The following is a 17,279-nucleotide window of genomic DNA, read 5'->3' as shown; positions in this document are numbered from 1 at the left end:
CCTCTTATTTTGCTTTTACCAGTAAGGACACTTTCGCTTTTATCTCATCTTAATTTTTCCGTGGGTTCCGTGGCGAAAAATCTTTAAGTTTTAGGCGTTATGATTATCCTCGGCGCTTCACCATTCAATAACCAAACAAAAACACCGAGCCTATTATGGGCTCGGTGTTTTATTGTTAGCTGAGTGCTCGGCGCTAATTTATTCTGCTGAAAACTCTGTCATTAAGGCACAGGCCTTATCCACCATTTTGCTGGAGCCAATAAAATAAGGCGTACGCTGGTGTAATTCAGTGGGCTTAATTTCCATAATGCGGCGGAAACCGTCGGTCGCCTTGCCACCGGCTTGCTCGGCCATAAAGGCCAGTGGGTTGCATTCATATAACAAACGCAGCTTGCCGTTGGGCGAGTTAGTACCTGATGGATAAATATAAATGCCGCCTTTAAGCATATTGCGATGAAAGTCTGACACTAAAGAGCCAATATAACGTGAGGTATAGGGGCGGTTAGTAGCATCGTCTTTTTCTTGGCAAAACTTCAGGTACTGCTTAACCCCTTCAGGGAAGCGAATATAGTTGCCTTCGTTAATTGAATAGATGTTACCCATGTCAGGAATACGAATATTTTCATGAGATAAACAAAATGAACCCAAGGTAGAGTCATAGGTAAAGCCATGCACCCCATTGCCCGTGGTATACACCAACATGGTAGACGAGCCATACACCACATAGCCTGCAGCCACTTGGTTTACACCGGGCTGTAAGAAGTCTTCCATACTAACCGGCTCGCCAGGCTTACTGACGCGGCGATAAATTGAAAAAATAGTACCGACCGAAACATTCACATCAATATTAGACGAGCCATCTAGTGGATCCATTAATACAATGTATTTGGCGTTTGATTGACGCTCATCTTCAAAGCCCACAAAGTGATCTTCTTCTTCAGAGGCAATACCACAGACTTCACCACGAGCTTCTAATGCCGCTTTAAAGACATCATTGGCAAACACATCTAGCTTTTGCTGTGCTTCACCCTGTATATTTTCGCTGCCGGCACTACCGCCAATAATATCGGTCACCAAACCAGCACGGTTGATTTCCCGATTAACCACTTTGGCCGCACGGCGAATAGAAGATAACAGCGAAGATAACTCGCCACTGGCGCTGGGGTATTCAGCTTGGTTTTTAATGATGTATTCACCCAGGGTAATCATAAACTTCCTCGAAGGTTTCTTGAGACGTTAGCCGCCATAATTGCGGGGCAAGACACCCCGTTCATGTTAAATATAAAATGGTGTATTACGCTAATTGCTGACGTACTGCGGTTAAGTCCGCCTGAGTATCAACTCCCGGCGGTGGAACAGCACAGGCGTCGGCTAAAGCAATCGACTCGCCATGCCATAACACCCGTAATTGTTCTAATTTTTCTAATTGTTCAAGCGGGCTAACGGGTAACGCCAAATAATGGCGAATAAAACCGGCTCGATAAGCATAGATACCAATATGGCGTCGACAATGTGTAATATCAGGAGCGCTCGCCATTTGTCCTTCTCGATCAAACGGCAAACCAGCACGGCTAAAATACAAGGCATAGCCTTGAGCATTGCTCACCACTTTCACCACATTGGGATCTGCTAGCTGTTCAGGCTGCTCTAATGGCGTTGCTAAGGTTGCCATAGGAGCATCACTGCTTGCCAATAAGCCGGCAACTTGATCGATTAATACCGCCGGTAACAAAGGTTCATCACCTTGTACATTAACCACAATATCATCGGCTGCCAATTCAAGCCGCTCTACCACTTCGGCTAAGCGCTCGGTACCCGACTCATGATCGGTGCGAGTCATGACCACTTCAACACCACTGTGTTGCAGTGCATCGGCAATTCGCGAGTCATCGGTGGCCACCACCACCCGATGCGCACCACTCTTTTGTGCTTGCTCAGCCACCCATAATATCATGGGCTTACCGTGAATATCGGCCAAGGGCTTACCCGGCAGTCGTGTGGAGCTAAAACGGGCTGGAATAACGACCACAAAACTCATGCTGGCAACTCGTCTGAGCTGAGCTTACGCGCACTGCTTTCTAGCAACACCGGAATATTCTCGGTAATAGGATACGCCAACTTATCAAACCGACACACTAACTCGTTGTGCGCACGGTCTAGCTGTAGTTTTCCTTTGCATACCGGACAGGCAATAATGTCTACCAATTTAGCGTCAATCGCCATTCTCTAGCTCCTTCAGTCGGGTTAACAGCATAGTTTCAAATGCTGAGGGTAATTGCGCATCAACCGGCAAATACCAGGTATTAGTATGACCACCAGGCCATTTAACGGCATCTTTTTCGGTAATCAATAAAGGCCGTGATTGTAAATGATCAAGCTGCTCGCTTGCCACCGCCTTATGATCAGCCAAGGCGACTTGCTGATCTAATACAAAGCCAAGTTGTTCCAAAGTGGCAAAAAAACGGGGTGGGTGACCAATGCCCGCCAGCGCATGCACAGTGTGAGCCGCACAGGGAGCAGGTTCGGTGGGGTTATCGTCTATCGACTGTAACGCCCCCGGCATTAAGGTCATTAAAAACTCCCCCGCTTGCGCCGGCCCGCCATTATTAATCACCGCATCCACGGTTTTTAACCGCCATAAGCCTTCACGTAATGGTCCCATCGGCAATAAATGACCATTGCCAAAACGACGTTTACCGTCCACCACCACCAGTTCAATGTCGCGCGCCAGCGCATAATGCTGTAAGCCGTCGTCACTCACAATAATATCGGCCCCAACACTAGCTAATAAGGCCGCCGCTTCTGCACGCTTAGGCCCCACTACCACGGGGCAGCCCGTGCGTCGATAGATTAATACCGGCTCATCACCGGCTTGGTCAGCTTGAGTTTCAGACGTCAATAACAGTGGGTAGTGCTCACTTTGGCCACCGTATCCTCGGCTGATCACCCCGGGGTGATAACCTTGTTCTCGTAACCACTCAACCAACCACACCACAACGGGCGTTTTACCATTACCACCCACACTAAGATTGCCAACCACAATAACAGGAACCGGCGTCTTATGTTGCGCTTTAAGTCCCACACTAAATAACACACGTCGCCCCTTGCTAATAAGGGAAAATAACGCGCTAAAAGGGGCCAGCAACCACAACCAAACTGCGCCCTTATACCAAGCTTGCATTATTGTTCGCCATATTGAATGTTTCTCAGCTGGGCATACGTCCCTTGGCGGGCTAACAATTCTTGATGCGAGCCCCGCTCTACCACTTGGCCTTCATCAATCACTAATATTTCATCGGCATTTTCAATGGTAGATAACCGATGGGCAATTACTAATGCAGTGCGATTTTCCCGCAGGGCATCTAACGCTGCCTGAATATGGCGCTCCGACTCAGTATCAAGCGCCGAGGTGGCTTCATCTAAAATAAGCAGTGGCGCATCACGCAACAGTGCACGCGCAATGGCAACTCGCTGACGTTGACCGCCAGATAAGCTGGCGCCATTTTCACCAATAATGGTATCGTAACCTTGATCTAGTTTATTAATAAACTCATCCGCATAGGCGACTTTAGCTGCCGCAATCACTTGCTCTCGGCTGTATTCACCGGCGGCGGCATAGGCAATGTTATTGGCTATGGTGTCATTAAATAAATGCACTTGTTGTGACACTAAAGCAAATTGGCGGCGTAAATCACTTAACTTATAATCACGTATATCAACGCCATCGAGGCGGATTTCACCTTCATTAATATCGTAAAAACGGGTCAGTAAGCTGGCAATAGTGCTTTTACCCGAGCCCGATCGCCCCACCAAGGCAATGGTTTTACCTGGGGCCAGTGAAAAGTTTACCTCTTTTAAGGCCACTGTTTCTTTGGTCGGATAAGTAAAGCTCACCCCATCAAATTCTAACGCCCCTTTCGCTCTGGCTAACGCGACTGTGCCAGTATCGCGTTCACCTTCACTGTCGAGTAATGAAAACAAGCTTTGACATGCCGCAATCCCTCGCTGATAAGGGCCATTCACCTGCGTTAAACTTTTAAGGGGGCGCATTAACATCATCATTGACGTGACGATCACCGTAAACGTACCTGGGGTTAATTGGTCTTGAATATCGTCAAAGGTAGAAACATACAGCAAAATGGCCAAAGCACTGGATGCAATCACCTGCACCAGCGGCGTCCCTATGGCATCGGCAGCTACCATTTTCATATTTTGTTGGCGTACCCTGTTACTCACATTATGAAAGCGATCTGCTTCAATTTTTTGGCCATTAAACATCAATACTTCTTTGTGGCCTCGCAACATTTGCTCGGTACTGCTAGTGATATTGCCCATGGCATCTTGCATACCACGGCTTAAGCGACGAAAACGCCGACTGATCACCGCAATCATCACCCCCACCACAGGCCCCACCACAAAGAAGATTAATGAGAGCTGCCAAGAGTGATAAAACATTAAGCCCAGCAAGCCAATAACAGTGGCCCCTTCACGCACTAAGGTAACTAAAGTAGAGCTGGCAGCAGAAGAGACTTGAGAGGCATCGTAGGTCACTTTAGATAATAAATTACCGCTGTTATGGCGATCAAAAAAGGCCACCGGCATAGTCATAAACTTACTAAACACTTCTTGTTGCAATGCCATGACTACGTGATTACCGACCCATGCCATAAAAAAACTAGACAAAAAGGTACAAACGCCGCGCAGTAAGACAATGCCCATCACAAACACCGGCATCCAGGTTAATACCGCCGGATCTTGCCCTGTTAGGCCATCGTCTATTAGGGGTTTAATAGAATAAACAAAGGTGGTATCTACCGCGGCGTAGCCTGCCATACCAATAATCGCCGCCACTAAACCGAGCTTACGCTCCTTCACATAACGCAATAACCGCTTAAGTATCGGCCAGGATGAAGTGTGTGCTTCTTGGGACATAAGGTCTCTACCTTGAAAAACGAGAGGCTATTCTAACGGGTTAGCGTCATTCAACCAAGTATTGAGGCTGTTATACCAAGCGCCAGACCGTTTTGAATGTACTAAACGCCAATGTGACTCTGTTGCCACCCAATGCACCATGCCTAATTCACCGGTTGTTAACTGCGCCACACCTTGCTGCTGAAAGCGGGCAACAACCTCAGCAGAAGGAAAACCCCAACGGTTAGCAAACCCGGCAGTATGTACCACCCAATTGGGGTTTACTGCCATATTAAAGCCCTCACTAGACGAGCTTTTACTGCCATGATGGGGGCTAATAAGTAGCTCGGCGGCCAGTGGTAAAAGAGGTTCAGCACTGCCATTGGGGGGTAAGTTGGCCCTAACTCGCTTTTTATTTTCAGTCTCTATGTAGACTAATAAGGCTTGCTCCGCTTGCACCTCAATGTCACCAGTAAGCAGTAGCGAACGCTCACCATCACTGATGTGTAGTACACAGGAGTCATTATTGCTGTGGCCGGTTAGCTTTGCAGGCCACAACATTGTTAAAGTCAGTTGTCCCCACTGCATTTGTTGACCTGCCCGACAAGGCTTGCCATTAGGCCAAGCGCCCCATTGTTGCTTAATGGGTAAAACTTGCGCTAAATAATCACGGTTACCACTGTGATCTTGATCATCATGACTGATCACCAAGTAATCAAGCTGTTGAATATTAAGGCGCCTTAATAGCGGCAAAATAACGCCATCGGCCATGTTAAAGCCCGAGCTAAAACGATTACCAGTATCAAATAATAACGCACGTTTTCCTTGAGTCACTAACACAGACAATCCCTGTCCCACATCCAGTACCCGTACTTGCCAGCGCGCCGAGGGCTCTTGTAATAATACCAAACACACTGGCAATATCATTAGCCAGCGAGCGCGAGGCAGCAGTAATAATGGCAAAAGCAAAATAGCCAAGCCCACCCCTTGAGCGGTGGATGATAGCCATATCCAAGGTGATACACTGTCATTTAACCAGTGTAAGCTGTTGATCAGTGAAACAAACAATGTATTTAATATCGTAAAAATAGCACTGGCTAACCAAGGGGCTGGGAGCATCAGCAAAGCTGCTAACAATAACAGTGGGATTAAAAGCAACGAAAATAAAGGAATTAATACCCAGTTTACAGGCAGCGATAGCCAGCTAACACCGCCAAATAACAGCATCACTAAGGGTAAAAGCAGCAAAGTGATCCCAAGCTGTAATCGCCACATTTGCCGCCCACCTAACCAGTGAGTAGTCACCAACAATGCCGCGACTGCTAGCACCGACAACCAAAAACCCTGATCCAGTGCCAACCAAGGCCGCATCACTAACAGTAGCGTCATGGTTAGCAACAAAATGCGCCGCCCACTCCAAAATCGCCCCCAGCAATATAAGCCTAACCACAGTAATAGCATTAATAAGGCACGCTGTGTTGGCACCGAAAAACCTGCCAACCACGCATAAGCTAATGCTAAGCTAGCCGCTAACATAGCGGCTATCCAACGGTTACCTGTTAGTCGCCCCACCAAGAGCCCAAGCCCCGCCACTAGCCCAATATGCAGTCCGGATATGGCAAATAAATGACTAATGCCCAAGCCCCGCAGCATGGCCCAATCTTGTGAGACCAGTCCAGCACGCTCACCCACACTTAATGCCAATAGCCACGGTTGGGCTGGTAATGCTGCGGTTTGCTTTTTAATGTGTGTAACCAACTGCATACGCAAAGAATCAGCATTAACTTGATGCGACAAGGTACCGGTTAAACTACCACGCGCAGTTATTCCTTGGCCTAATAACCAGCGTGCACTATTAAAGGTGCCAGGGTTATGCAAACTGTGAGGCAGTCGTAATTGAGTAATAGATTGAAAAGATTCGCCCACTTGTGGAGGAGCTTGCTCACTGTACCAAGACAACAATATTCGAGGACGAGGGGAAAGAGCTTGACCATTTAGGCGCTTCAGGCTGACAATCAGTTTACTTTTATTATGTTGTTGGATATTTACGCGCTCAACGGTGCCAGCAATAATTTGGCTACGCTCAAATAATGTAGCGTCTTGCAGCCAATGTAATTGCCAATGGCTATAGCATAATGCCCAACTAATGCCGAGTAACAAACACGCTGTAGCCGGCCTCTTTTGCCAGCTTACCCCTATTAAACAGGCCAAGGGTATCCACCAGTCCCAGCTGGGTAGCCAGGGCCAGATAATAATACTTGCGATGCCGAAGCAAAAAGAAAAAAGCCGCTTATCCATTTAGTAAGTATTGCGGATTTAGAATAAATGCCAAAGAAAATGTTAAAACGCCTGATGCCTGATCCCGGCACCATCAAAAACAATAAGTATTTAAAGGTGCTAGGCAGCCGGTTACATGACAATAATTTATGGTACCTAAACCGACACTCTGCCGCCGGTGCCTTTGCTGTGGGCCTGTTCAGTGCTTGGATGCCACTGCCCTTTCAAATGTTGCTGGCCGCTCTACTGGCCATGACATTTAGAGTTAATTTACCGCTGTCGGCCGTTTTAGTGTGGATTACAAATCCGTTCACCATGGCGCCCATGTTTTATTTTGCATATCGTTTGGGATCTTTTTTATTAGACAGACCTCACCATTACAAACACTTTGAGCTCAGCTTATCAGGCATTAGCAGTGCAATGAGCACAGCCGCGCCGCCCTTTTTACTTGGCTGCTTAGTAATGGCCGTGGTGTGCTCGGCCACCGGATTTATGGTGATCCATGGCTTATGGCGCTGGACGGTTGCACGCCGTTGGAAACAACGACGACGTCACTCGTAATGATACAACGCTGGTTACGTTCAAAAATGCCCAGTCAGGCAAGCTTGCATCAACATAAATTGTTGAAGCTGTTTGGTGAGCGCTGGCTTGATCCAGACTACTGGCGTTATAACCGCCATTCAGTTGCTATTGCCATAGCTTGTGGGCTATTTGCCGCTTGGTTGCCACTGCCATTACACTCGTTAGTGGCCATTGGTTTAGCCATTTTATTACGCGGTTATTTACCGCTTGCGATTGCCATGGTGTGGGTCAATAACCCTCTCACCATAGCGCCCATGTTTTATGTGGCCTATCACTTAGGAGTGCGGTTACTGGGCCTGCCGGTGCTGGAGTTTAGCCATTCTTTAGAACATGACGTTGCCAGCATTATTTGGCCTCTGCTAACTGGCGCCCTGTTACTCGGCCTAGTCTCTGCACTATTAGGCTGGCTACTTACCCACCTTTACTGGCGCTATAAAATTCAACGAGCCTGGAAAGCACGGCGGCGTTAAAAAAAACAGCGCCGAGCGCCCAGCACCAAGCGTCTAGCTTAAAGACAAACACCGACTCATCAGAATCGGTGTTTTATAGTTTTCTTCCAGCTTCCAGCTTACCGCTTTCAGCTATCCCTTAACCTTCCCCAAGCAGTTGTCTTGGTAATAACTGACCGGCCCGCCATGCAGGATAAAGGGTGGCTAACAAGATCAACACTAACGCCGAGCCTGTCACTAACCATAAATCTGCCCAGTGAAACTCGGTAGGAATAAAGTCAATAAAGTAAATATCCGGATTTAAAAAGCGGTGCCCTGTTATCTGCTCAATGCCCGCCACCAACTCAGACAGCTGAGTGGCTAACACTCCCCCTAACAGACCGCCAATAACAACACCGGTAATGCCATTTAACATGCCCTGTACCACAAAAGCGCTGCGAATTTGCCAAGGGCCCGCGCCCATTGTTTTAAGAATAGCAATATCCCCTTTTTTCTCATTCACAGCCATTACTAATGTCGACACAATATTAAAACTGGCCACCGCCATCACCAATAGCAACACCACTATCATTAGCGTGCGTACCAGTTGAATATCGTGATAAATATTGCCTTGGCTTTCCATCCAGCTGCTGACATAAAATGCCACAGGCAGCCCAGTAGCAGCCTGTAGGGTTAATTGATCTGCCACTAGTACATCATCAACTCGCAAGTGAAACCCCATCACCTTGTCTGCAATGGCACTAAGCTCTTGCGCATCTTGTAAGTGGGTATAGCCCAGCACGCTATCTAACTGTCCGCCTAGATTAATAATACCCATCAATGTAAAACGGTGACGCTTAGGTGAACCAAAATCATTACTCCCAGGTGCAGGCAACAACAACGACACACTATCGCCTACGGATAATCCCAGTTGTTCGGTTATCGCCTTGCCCAAAATAAGACCTCGTTCGCCAGGGCGCAATAACGTTAAACTGGCGCCCTCTAAATAAGGTGCAAGCGTTGAAACCTTAGCTTCATTACTGGGCATTATCCCTTGCAGTTGTACCGCTTTTAACTTGGCACCACGACTGAGTAAGCCTTCTAATGGCACCACTGGGGAAACAGCCACTATGCCCGGCTCAGACTGTAGCTGCTTTGCCATTGACTGCCACTGCGCCACAGGGGCTTTAGCCGTGGTCAATTGTCCATGAGGCAACACCGACAAAATGCGGTTTTCTAGCTCACGTTCAAAGCCATTCATCGCAGACAGCCCCAAAATCAGCGCACCTACGCCAATAGCAATACCCGCAATAGAGGCCATTGAGATAAACGAAATAAAACGGTTACGACGCTTAGCTCGACTAAAACGCCACCCCCAAAATACACTTAACGGACGAAACATCAAGCTTGCTCCTGCACTAATAAGCTGGCACACACTGGCGCCTTATTAACGGGTCCATTGACCCAGCGTCCCTCAACCAGCTCCCCTTCTACTAAACGCCCTTCCACTAACTGGCATTGCTTATCTAACCGTGCCGCTAAGTCTAAGTCATGGGTAACCACCACCAGCCCCGTCCCCAGTTCACTTTGCAGTTCAGCCAATAAGGAAAAAACGTCCCCCGCACTATGTGCATCTAAGTTACCCGTGGGTTCATCGGCTAATACTAAACGCGGCTTATTAACCAAGGCTCGGGCAATGGCCACCCGCTGGCGCTCCCCCCCCGACAAGGCCGAGGGTCTATGATCTAGGCGGTGTCCTAAACCGACACGCTTTAGCAGTGCCTCGGCTTGTGTTTTGGCTTCATCGACCGCGCACCCAGCAATTAATAACGGCATGGCAGCATTTTCTAGAGCACTAAACTCCCCCAACAAATGATGAAATTGATACACAAAGCCCATGTGCTGATTACGAAAGCGCGCCTGGGCTCGATCTCGCATTTGGTGTAAGTCTTCTCCCTCAATTAACACTCGCCCCTGTGTAGGTGCATCAAGACTGCCAAGTAAGTGCAACAAGGTACTCTTACCCGAGCCAGAGCTGCCCACCACCGCTAAGCTTTCCCCTGCGGCTAATTGCAAACTAACACCGTCTAAAATAGTGACAGGAGCAGCCCCATCGAGGTGAGTTTTAGTTAGGTTTTCAACCACTAATAGCGGGTTATTCATAGCGTAAAGCCTCAGCAGGATGAACGCGCGATGCTCGCCATGCCGGATAAAGGCTGGCCAACACGCACAATAGTAAAGTGGAAAGTAATACAACAACGAGTTGTGTCGGCAACAATAATACCGGCAGCTGACTGCCCCCGGCGGCGGCATACATATTAATGCCCAGTGCATTTAATACCGCATCTAAATTAAGGCTCAGTAACACCCCCAAACCAAACCCTAATATACAGCCCAGCACACCACTAAAGCCGCCTTGGATCATAAACACCGCCATAATGCGCCCTCGGCTTAATCCTAAGGTTTTTAGCATGGCAATTTCGGCTTCTTTATCGGTCACCACCATCACCATGGCGGATAAAATATTAAACGCTGCGACTAATACAATCAGCGCCAGCATAAAGCTCATGAGTCGTTTTTCCATGGCCACAGCCTGAAATAACTCCCCTCGGGTATGCTGCCACGTTTCATATTTCAGTGGGGTGGGCAGCTCAGGTAGCGCATTTAATGCAAAAGGGTCTGCTAGCCATAACCGCAACCCCGAAGCCTGCTCTGGGGCATAACGCAATAAGCGGGCGGCATCGTCTAGCCGCGCCATAATAAGTTGGCGATCAACATCGGTACCGGTATTAAAAGTGCCTACTAACGTAAACACCCGTTGACTAGGTACCCGCCCCAAAGGCGTAAAGCGACTACCCTCGGTAACAGTTACCCGTACTTTATCACCCGGCTCAACCCCCAAAGATCGCGCGACTTGCCACCCCATAAGTACGCCATAAGGTAAATCTTCAAAATAGCCTAAAGTGCGCTTATCCAGCGCCTGCAAAATAGGATCTTGCTCCAAGCTTGGGTCAACGCCATACAACTCAACACCGGTAATATGACCCGGCCCTTGCACCATGGCCTCGGCGCGAATAAAAGGGGCACTGGCCAATACGCCCTCTTGGTTAGCAAATAATGCCTGATATTGTTCAGGTTTAGCCAATCGCCCCTCAGGCTCTGTTACCATGGCATGAGGAACTACGCCCAGCAGGCGATCTTTTAGCTGTTGTTCAAAGCCGTTCATCACAGACGAGACTACAATCAGTGCCGCGACCCCTAATAAAATACCCATGGTCGAAAAGCCTGAGACAAAAGACGCAAAACTGCGCTGGCCTCGTGCGCCTGCATAGCGTAAGCCCAACATTAACGTTAGGGGTTGAAACATGGTCTAATCATCCGTTTTTAAAGAGTTTTACCTCGCCCGCAAGTTGCGGAATAATAAAGGTATGTGAATGGTGCAACAAGAGCAGAGAATGATGGCAGATCCTTATTTTAGTATCGACTACCAAACACAAGTGAATGTGTGCCCTTTGGCAGAAGGCGAAACGCTGCCCGATGCCGAGACCTTGGAGGCCCAAATTCCGGCGCCATTCAAGCTTATCAGTGAAGTGACTCGCATCGATACCAATAATGCCCGTCTATTACGGAACTTAGACGAACATGCGGCAGATTTAGTCGATATCATCAATTTACAATCACGCAAAATCGACTTAGTACTGAGTTATGTATTAGCCGGGGAAGATAACCCCGAACACCGCTATCATACCCTAAGCTTGGGTGGCGGTGGCTTTACCTTTACTTCAACTCAGCCCTTTGTTGAAGGTTGTCTTGCACGCTTTAAACTGTTTTTACCTGAATTATCGGTAGCCGTGTATGGTTATGGCCAAATACAGCAAGCCACATCGGCAGCTCCCCAACACAGTGTTGAGTCTCTACCTTATTATTGCCAATTTAGCGCTTTGCGTGAGCAAGACCGCGACGCCCTAATCCGCGCCAGCCTACAACTGCAAGCCAAACAACTTAAAGCCCGCGCCGAACGCCGCGCCCAACAAGACGGCCCCACAGCATAATGAACTACATTAATAGCCCCACGCCTCGCCCTAAAGCCAGCTTAGGACAGCTTATTGGCAGTAGCTTAAGTTTAGCCATTGCCGAACAAGTGAAACAACAGCAACAATTAGTGTTGCTGTTAGTGCCCGACACCCCCACAGCACTGCGGTTAGAGCAAGAGGTTCGCCACCTATTGCAACAAGATGCCAGCATCAATGAACACTTACCGGTACAGCTGTTCCCTGACTGGGAAACCCTGCCCTATGATCAGTTTTCACCGCACCAAGATATCATCTCTCAGCGGTTAGAAACCTTATACGGCATACCGGCGCTGCAACGGGGTTTATTAATTGTACCTATCACCACCTTAATGCTGCGCACGCCCCCCAGAGACTGGCTAGATAAAAACAGCCTGCTACTTAAAACCGGGGATAAGCTTGATATGCACGCGCTGCGCATTCGCTTAGAAAGTGCCGGTTATCGAGCCGTAGATCAAGTATTAACCCACGGTGAATATGCTGCTCGCGGTGCCTTACTCGATTTATACCCTATGGGGGCCGATGCGCCCTATCGTATTGATTTTTTTGATGATGAAATTGATACCCTGCGCCCTTTTGACCCCGACACCCAACGCTCAAAAGACACAGTCACCCAAGTGCGCTTGTTACCCGCGCGCGAATTTCCGACCGACAGCCAAGCAATTGAGCGTTTTCGTGGGCATTATCGCGAGCGTTTTACACTGCGCAACGAACCCGAATCTTTATATCACAGGGTCAGTCAAAGCCAGTTTCCTGCTGGTATCGAGCATTACTTTCCGCTGTTTTTTGACCAAACTCAAACCCTGTTCGACTCTCTACCCGAGTCGGTATGGGTATTAACGGTTGGGGATCTCAGTGAGGCCGCCGACACCTTCTGGAAGGACGTACAAGCGCGCTACGAAGACAGGCGCCACGATATGCTGCGCCCCTTGTTGCCACCTGATGAGCTTTATTTACAGCCGAATGCCGTATTTCAACAACTGAAAGACTGGCCACAGCTGCAATTAAGCCACACGCCAGTATTAGAAAAAGGCGATCGGCAAAATGCTCCCATTAGTCCCTTGCCAGAGCTTGAGGTCGAGCATCAAAAAGCCACCCCCCTTGCTCGCTTACTGGCATTTTGTGAGCAGTTTAAGGGCCGCATATTATTCTCAGTAGAAACGGCTGGGCGACGTGAGGCCTTAATTGAGCTGTTTTCGGGCTCTGCCATTAAACCTTGGCCTTATCACAGTGTGAGTGAGTTTTTAGCGGGCAATGACCCTATTGGCTTACTGGTGGGGCCGCTGTCTCAGGGCTTTGTGCTGAATGACGAGTTTGCTTTAATTTGCGAAGGTGACTTATTAGGCGGCCGCGTCATTCAGCGCCGTCGTCGTGAGAAATCGAAAAGCTTAAATCCTGATACGCTGATCCGTAATTTAGCCGAGCTGTCTATCGGCCAGCCTGTGGTGCACCTTGATCACGGCGTGGGCCGTTATACAGGGTTACAAACGCTGGATGCCGGTGGCCTTAAATCAGAATACTTAACGCTTGAGTATGCTGCGGGCGACAAGCTTTATGTACCCGTGACCGCTTTACACTTAGTAGGCCGTTATAGTGGTGCTGATGATCCTAAATTAAATAAGCTGGGTAACGAGACCTGGAGCAAAGCCAAACAAAAAGCCGCTGAAAAAGTACGGGATGTGGCCGCTGAGTTATTGGACGTATATGCCCGCCGCGCAGCTCAACCCGGTCAGGCCATGGTGCACGACAAGGCCGCATATCGGCAATTTTCTGATGCTTTTCCGTTTGAAGAGACCGATGATCAGCTTAATGCCATTAATGCCGTACTCACCGACATGACCCAGCCCAAGGCCATGGACAGACTCGTCTGTGGGGATGTGGGCTTTGGTAAAACCGAAGTGGCCATGCGCGCCGCCTTTGTCGCGGTACACGACAGTAAACAAGTGGCGGTGTTAGTGCCCACCACATTGTTGGCGCAGCAGCATTACGATAACTTTAGAGACCGCTTTGCCAACTTACCGGTGCGTATCGATATGCTGAGCCGCTTTAAAAGCACCAAAGAACAAAGCAAAGTATTAGAGGGGATAAGCGATGGCGGCATAGATATTGTGATTGGCACTCATAAATTACTAAGCCAAGATGTGCGCTTTAAAGACTTAGGCCTATTAATTGTAGATGAAGAACACCGCTTTGGAGTGCGTCAAAAAGACAAGATAAAAGCCCTACGCGCCGACGTTGATATTTTGACCCTTACTGCCACACCCATTCCGCGAACGCTCAATATGGCCATGGGCGGCATGCGTGATTTATCCATTATTGCCACGCCCCCAGCCAAACGATTAGCAGTAAAAACCTTTGTCCGCGAGTCTGATCCCGCCACCATTCGCGAAGCTATCTTGCGGGAGCTAAAACGTGGTGGCCAAGTGTATTACCTGCACAACGAAGTGCAAACCATAGAAAATACCGCTGAAATGCTCACCACGCTAGTACCAGAAGCGCGTATCGGTGTTGCCCACGGTCAAATGCGAGAACGCGAACTAGAACGAGTGATGACTGATTTTTATCATCAGCGCTATAATGTGCTGTTGTGCTCAACCATTATCGAAACCGGTATCGACGTGCCCAGTGCTAACACTATTATTATGGACAGAGCCGATCGATTAGGCTTGGCCCAATTACACCAGCTACGGGGGCGGGTGGGCCGCTCTCATCATCAAGCCTATGCGTATTTAATGACGCCACACCCTAAGCGCATGACCACAGATGCTAAAAAGCGGCTAGAAGCCATAGCCGCCCTCGAAGATTTAGGCGCAGGTTTTGCACTGGCCACTCATGATCTTGAAATTCGCGGAGCCGGTGAGCTATTAGGCGATGAACAAAGTGGCCAGATCACCGCTATCGGCTTTAGTTTATATATGGAAATGCTTGAGCAGGCAGTCACCGCATTACAAGCCGGCAAAGAACCGGCACTGGATCAACTGCTACGCACTCAAACAGAGATAGAGCTGCGCCTGCCCGCCCTACTACCCGATGATTATATTCCGGATGTGAATATGCGCTTGTCTATGTATAAACGCATTGCCACTGCAGAGGATAACAGTGCACTGCGCGAATTACAGGTGGAGTTAATTGATCGGTTCGGCTTATTGCCAGAGCCTACTAAAAACCTGATTGCCCTTGCTGGCTTAAAGCTTAAAGCCAACCCGTTAGGCATCGATAAAATTGATGCCAGTGCTAAGGGCGGCAATATTACATTTAGCCAAGACGCTAAAATAGATCCAATGTTTTTAGTGGGTCTGTTGCAAAGTCAGCCGCGCATCTACAAAATGGAAGGGCCAACCAAGCTACGCTTTGCCATTCCAACCCAAGATGCCCCCGCTCGATTAGCACTCATTGATGACTTACTCACCGAGCTTAGCAAACACCAAGTATCGTGAGCGCAATCTTGAATGTTGAATGTTGAATGAAAGCGATAAACTAAAGAAAAACCTAGCGATCTTTGCAACGGAAGAACACGGAACTAGCGGAAAATTAACATAGATAAGGTCGAAAAGAGCCAGTCAGCTTTTCAAATCTGGTCTTTATTTTTCCGTGGGTTTCGTGGTTTCCGTTGCGAAAACTCTTGAGTCTTGAGGGTTTGTAAGGTGTTAGCTCTATCCCCGCACACATAACGTTTAGAGAGTACATGAATACACATTTTTGCCACGTTTCAGCTCAGCGTCCACTCACAGTGGGTATTTTGGGTGGTGGTGTGGCGGGTGCCACTGTCGCACTACGTTTAGCCGATTTAGGTATTAACACTCAACTGTTTGAGGCCAGTGATGGTTTACTCAATGGCCCCCCTATTTGCCATTTGCATGCCGGCGGTAACTTGTATCGCGAAATAAGTGACAGCCAGTGCCTCACCCTATTACGCCAATCTATCGACTCAGTGCGCGCTTATCCGCACAGCGTTAACCGCCGCCCCACTGTTATTGCGACTCCTGTTTCTGATGCAGGAGACGCCAGCGCGCTTTTGCCACGTTTACAGCAGGTCACCCAGGAGTATCGGCGTTTAGTAGCCGAAGATCCCGCCAATAAAGTGCTGGGTGAGCCCGATGATTATTATCGTTGCTACACCCGCGAGCAGTTTGTGGCTTTGGCCAAGCTCCCCATGCCAAACAAAGCGCAATCACATGACGACTGGCTGATCCCTTTAGCTCATCATTTAGAGGCAGATACACTTAAGTTTCCGCTGATTTTGGTACAAGAATATGGCTGGAGCTTATTTCGTATGGCGGCCACCGCCACACTGGCATTGCAAGATTCGCCTCATTGCCAGTTGCTGCTAAATACCCGTGCCACTGAGCTATTAAAACAACCCGATGGCTGGCTTATTCAAGCTACTACTGGCACAGAGGCCGCGCACAGCTATAAAGTAGATTATTTAATTAATGCCTGTGGTTTTCGCACCGGTATGGTGGATGATATGGCCGGATATGCTCGTAAGCGACTAGTGGAATATAAAGCCGCTTATGTAACCCATTGGCATACCAACGGACACTGGCCAGAAGTGATCTTTCACGGCGAGCGAGGCACGCCTAAGGGCATGGCACAATTAACGCCCTACCCCAATGGCCTGTTTCAATTACATGGCATGACTGAGTCTATTACTTTGTTTAAACATGGCTTAGCCGCAAGCTCGGCCCACAGTGCTCAACCACAACTGCCGCAAGCGTATCAAACCCAGCTCAACCAAGGCTGGCAAGATGCGGATATTGACGCGCGCACTCAAGAAGCCATCACACACCTAGCACGCTTATTGCCGGCATTTGCCAGCGCCACTGTGGCAGGTAAGCCGTTGTTTGGTGCACAACAAATACCTGGCTCAGATCCCTCGCTGCGCGCCGCCGATGTCACCTTTGAGGGCCAACATTATGCTCGGGTCGAAATTGTTAAAGCCAGCTCTGCCCTCACCGCAGCTGATCGCATTGTCGCCAAGCTCGCCAGTTTAGGTTGGTTAACCTGGCAC

General features: G+C 48.7%; 14 protein-coding genes. 5 read left to right on the top strand and 9 right to left on the bottom strand.

The window, feature by feature from the left end; all coding sequences use genetic code 11:
- Window positions 1-198: 198 nt before the first annotated feature.
- The 6 genes from fbp to ACTHY5_RS06595 all read right to left on the bottom strand — a co-directional run bounded on the left by fbp (window position 199) and on the right by ACTHY5_RS06595 (window position 7,122).
- Complete coding sequence (gene fbp / locus ACTHY5_RS06620) at window positions 199-1,209, bottom strand: class 1 fructose-bisphosphatase (protein ID WP_441877980.1); 1,011 nt, start codon at window positions 1,207-1,209, stop codon at window positions 199-201.
- Window positions 1,210-1,294: 85 nt separating this feature from the next.
- Window positions 1,295-2,038 (bottom strand): 3-deoxy-manno-octulosonate cytidylyltransferase, encoded by a 744-nt coding sequence (gene kdsB / locus ACTHY5_RS06615; protein ID WP_441877978.1) that lies wholly within the window; start codon window positions 2,036-2,038, stop codon window positions 1,295-1,297.
- On the bottom strand, window positions 2,035-2,223 hold the full coding sequence (locus ACTHY5_RS06610; RefSeq protein WP_441877976.1) for a Trm112 family protein: 189 nt from the start codon (window positions 2,221-2,223) through the stop codon (window positions 2,035-2,037). Before ACTHY5_RS06610 ends, kdsB begins: the two co-directional genes overlap by 4 nt.
- Window positions 2,213-3,181 (bottom strand): tetraacyldisaccharide 4'-kinase, encoded by a 969-nt coding sequence (gene lpxK, locus ACTHY5_RS06605; protein WP_441877974.1) that lies wholly within the window; start codon window positions 3,179-3,181, stop codon window positions 2,213-2,215. The genes ACTHY5_RS06610 and lpxK overlap by 11 nt, the downstream gene beginning before the upstream one ends.
- Window positions 3,181-4,932: a lipid A ABC transporter ATP-binding protein/permease MsbA gene (gene msbA / locus ACTHY5_RS06600; RefSeq protein WP_441877972.1), complete on the bottom strand. Its 1,752-nt coding sequence runs from the start codon at window positions 4,930-4,932 to the stop codon at window positions 3,181-3,183. Before msbA ends, lpxK begins: the two co-directional genes overlap by 1 nt.
- A gap of 27 nt (window positions 4,933-4,959) precedes the next feature.
- The gene (locus tag ACTHY5_RS06595) at window positions 4,960-7,122 is read right to left on the bottom strand and encodes a DNA internalization-related competence protein ComEC/Rec2 (RefSeq protein ID WP_441877970.1); all 2,163 of its coding nucleotides are present in this window, start codon (window positions 7,120-7,122) and stop codon (window positions 4,960-4,962) included.
- Window positions 7,123-7,236: 114 nt separating this feature from the next.
- Between ACTHY5_RS06595 and ACTHY5_RS06590 the strand changes: the two genes are divergently transcribed.
- Both ACTHY5_RS06590 and ACTHY5_RS06585 read left to right on the top strand, forming a co-directional pair.
- Window positions 7,237-7,749, top strand: a complete 513-nt coding sequence (locus tag ACTHY5_RS06590) for a DUF2062 domain-containing protein (protein WP_441877968.1) — start codon at window positions 7,237-7,239, stop codon at window positions 7,747-7,749.
- Window positions 7,749-8,240, top strand: a complete 492-nt coding sequence (locus ACTHY5_RS06585) for a DUF2062 domain-containing protein (RefSeq protein ID WP_441877966.1) — start codon at window positions 7,749-7,751, stop codon at window positions 8,238-8,240. The genes ACTHY5_RS06590 and ACTHY5_RS06585 overlap by 1 nt, the downstream gene beginning before the upstream one ends.
- Window positions 8,241-8,358: 118 nt before the next feature.
- Here ACTHY5_RS06585 and lolE read toward each other — a convergent pair whose 3' ends face one another.
- The 3 genes from lolE to ACTHY5_RS06570 are packed head-to-tail and all read right to left on the bottom strand — an operon-like array spanning window position 8,359 to window position 11,565.
- On the bottom strand, window positions 8,359-9,600 hold the full coding sequence (gene lolE / locus ACTHY5_RS06580) for a lipoprotein-releasing ABC transporter permease subunit LolE (protein WP_441877964.1): 1,242 nt from the start codon (window positions 9,598-9,600) through the stop codon (window positions 8,359-8,361).
- Window positions 9,600-10,361 (bottom strand): lipoprotein-releasing ABC transporter ATP-binding protein LolD, encoded by a 762-nt coding sequence (lolD, locus tag ACTHY5_RS06575; RefSeq protein ID WP_441877962.1) that lies wholly within the window; start codon window positions 10,359-10,361, stop codon window positions 9,600-9,602. Before lolD ends, lolE begins: the two co-directional genes overlap by 1 nt.
- On the bottom strand, window positions 10,354-11,565 hold the full coding sequence (locus tag ACTHY5_RS06570; RefSeq protein WP_441877960.1) for a lipoprotein-releasing ABC transporter permease subunit: 1,212 nt from the start codon (window positions 11,563-11,565) through the stop codon (window positions 10,354-10,356). Before ACTHY5_RS06570 ends, lolD begins: the two co-directional genes overlap by 8 nt.
- A 67-nt stretch (window positions 11,566-11,632) precedes the next feature.
- Between ACTHY5_RS06570 and ACTHY5_RS06565 the strand changes: the two genes are divergently transcribed.
- The 3 genes from ACTHY5_RS06565 to ACTHY5_RS06555 form a co-directional block, all read left to right on the top strand.
- Window positions 11,633-12,250, top strand: coding sequence for a PilZ domain-containing protein (locus tag ACTHY5_RS06565; RefSeq protein WP_441877958.1), 618 nt, complete (start codon window positions 11,633-11,635; stop codon window positions 12,248-12,250).
- Window positions 12,250-15,705 (top strand): transcription-repair coupling factor, encoded by a 3,456-nt coding sequence (gene mfd, locus ACTHY5_RS06560; RefSeq protein ID WP_441877956.1) that lies wholly within the window; start codon window positions 12,250-12,252, stop codon window positions 15,703-15,705. The genes ACTHY5_RS06565 and mfd overlap by 1 nt, the downstream gene beginning before the upstream one ends.
- A 248-nt stretch (window positions 15,706-15,953) precedes the next feature.
- On the top strand, window positions 15,954-17,279 hold a 1,326-nt coding region (locus ACTHY5_RS06555), incomplete at its 3' end, for an FAD-dependent oxidoreductase (RefSeq protein ID WP_441877954.1).

The sequence above is a fragment of the Oceanisphaera sp. genome (assembly GCF_052084945.1).
Taxonomy (GTDB): domain Bacteria; phylum Pseudomonadota; class Gammaproteobacteria; order Enterobacterales; family Aeromonadaceae; genus Oceanimonas.
Note: the sequence above shows the minus strand (reverse complement) of the source record. Positions and strands in the feature narration are given on the sequence as shown.

Bases quoted from the DNA above. Each gene is read 5' to 3' on its own strand.
- fbp (WP_441877980.1), bottom strand. From the start codon at position 1,209: ATGATTACCCTGGGTGAATACATCATTAAAAACCAAGCTGAATACCCC.
- kdsB (WP_441877978.1), bottom strand. From the start codon at position 2,038: ATGAGTTTTGTGGTCGTTATTCCAGCCCGTTTTAGCTCCACACGACTG.
- ACTHY5_RS06610 (WP_441877976.1), bottom strand. From the start codon at position 2,223: ATGGCGATTGACGCTAAATTGGTAGACATTATTGCCTGTCCGGTATGC.
- lpxK (WP_441877974.1), bottom strand. From the start codon at position 3,181: ATGCAAGCTTGGTATAAGGGCGCAGTTTGGTTGTGGTTGCTGGCCCCT.
- msbA (WP_441877972.1), bottom strand. From the start codon at position 4,932: ATGTCCCAAGAAGCACACACTTCATCCTGGCCGATACTTAAGCGGTTA.
- ACTHY5_RS06590 (WP_441877968.1), top strand. From the start codon at position 7,237: ATGCCAAAGAAAATGTTAAAACGCCTGATGCCTGATCCCGGCACCATC.
- ACTHY5_RS06585 (WP_441877966.1), top strand. From the start codon at position 7,749: ATGATACAACGCTGGTTACGTTCAAAAATGCCCAGTCAGGCAAGCTTG.
- lolE (WP_441877964.1), bottom strand. From the start codon at position 9,600: ATGTTTCGTCCGTTAAGTGTATTTTGGGGGTGGCGTTTTAGTCGAGCT.
- lolD (WP_441877962.1), bottom strand. From the start codon at position 10,361: ATGAATAACCCGCTATTAGTGGTTGAAAACCTAACTAAAACTCACCTC.
- ACTHY5_RS06570 (WP_441877960.1), bottom strand. From the start codon at position 11,565: ATGTTTCAACCCCTAACGTTAATGTTGGGCTTACGCTATGCAGGCGCA.
- ACTHY5_RS06565 (WP_441877958.1), top strand. From the start codon at position 11,633: ATGGTGCAACAAGAGCAGAGAATGATGGCAGATCCTTATTTTAGTATC.
- mfd (WP_441877956.1), top strand. From the start codon at position 12,250: ATGAACTACATTAATAGCCCCACGCCTCGCCCTAAAGCCAGCTTAGGA.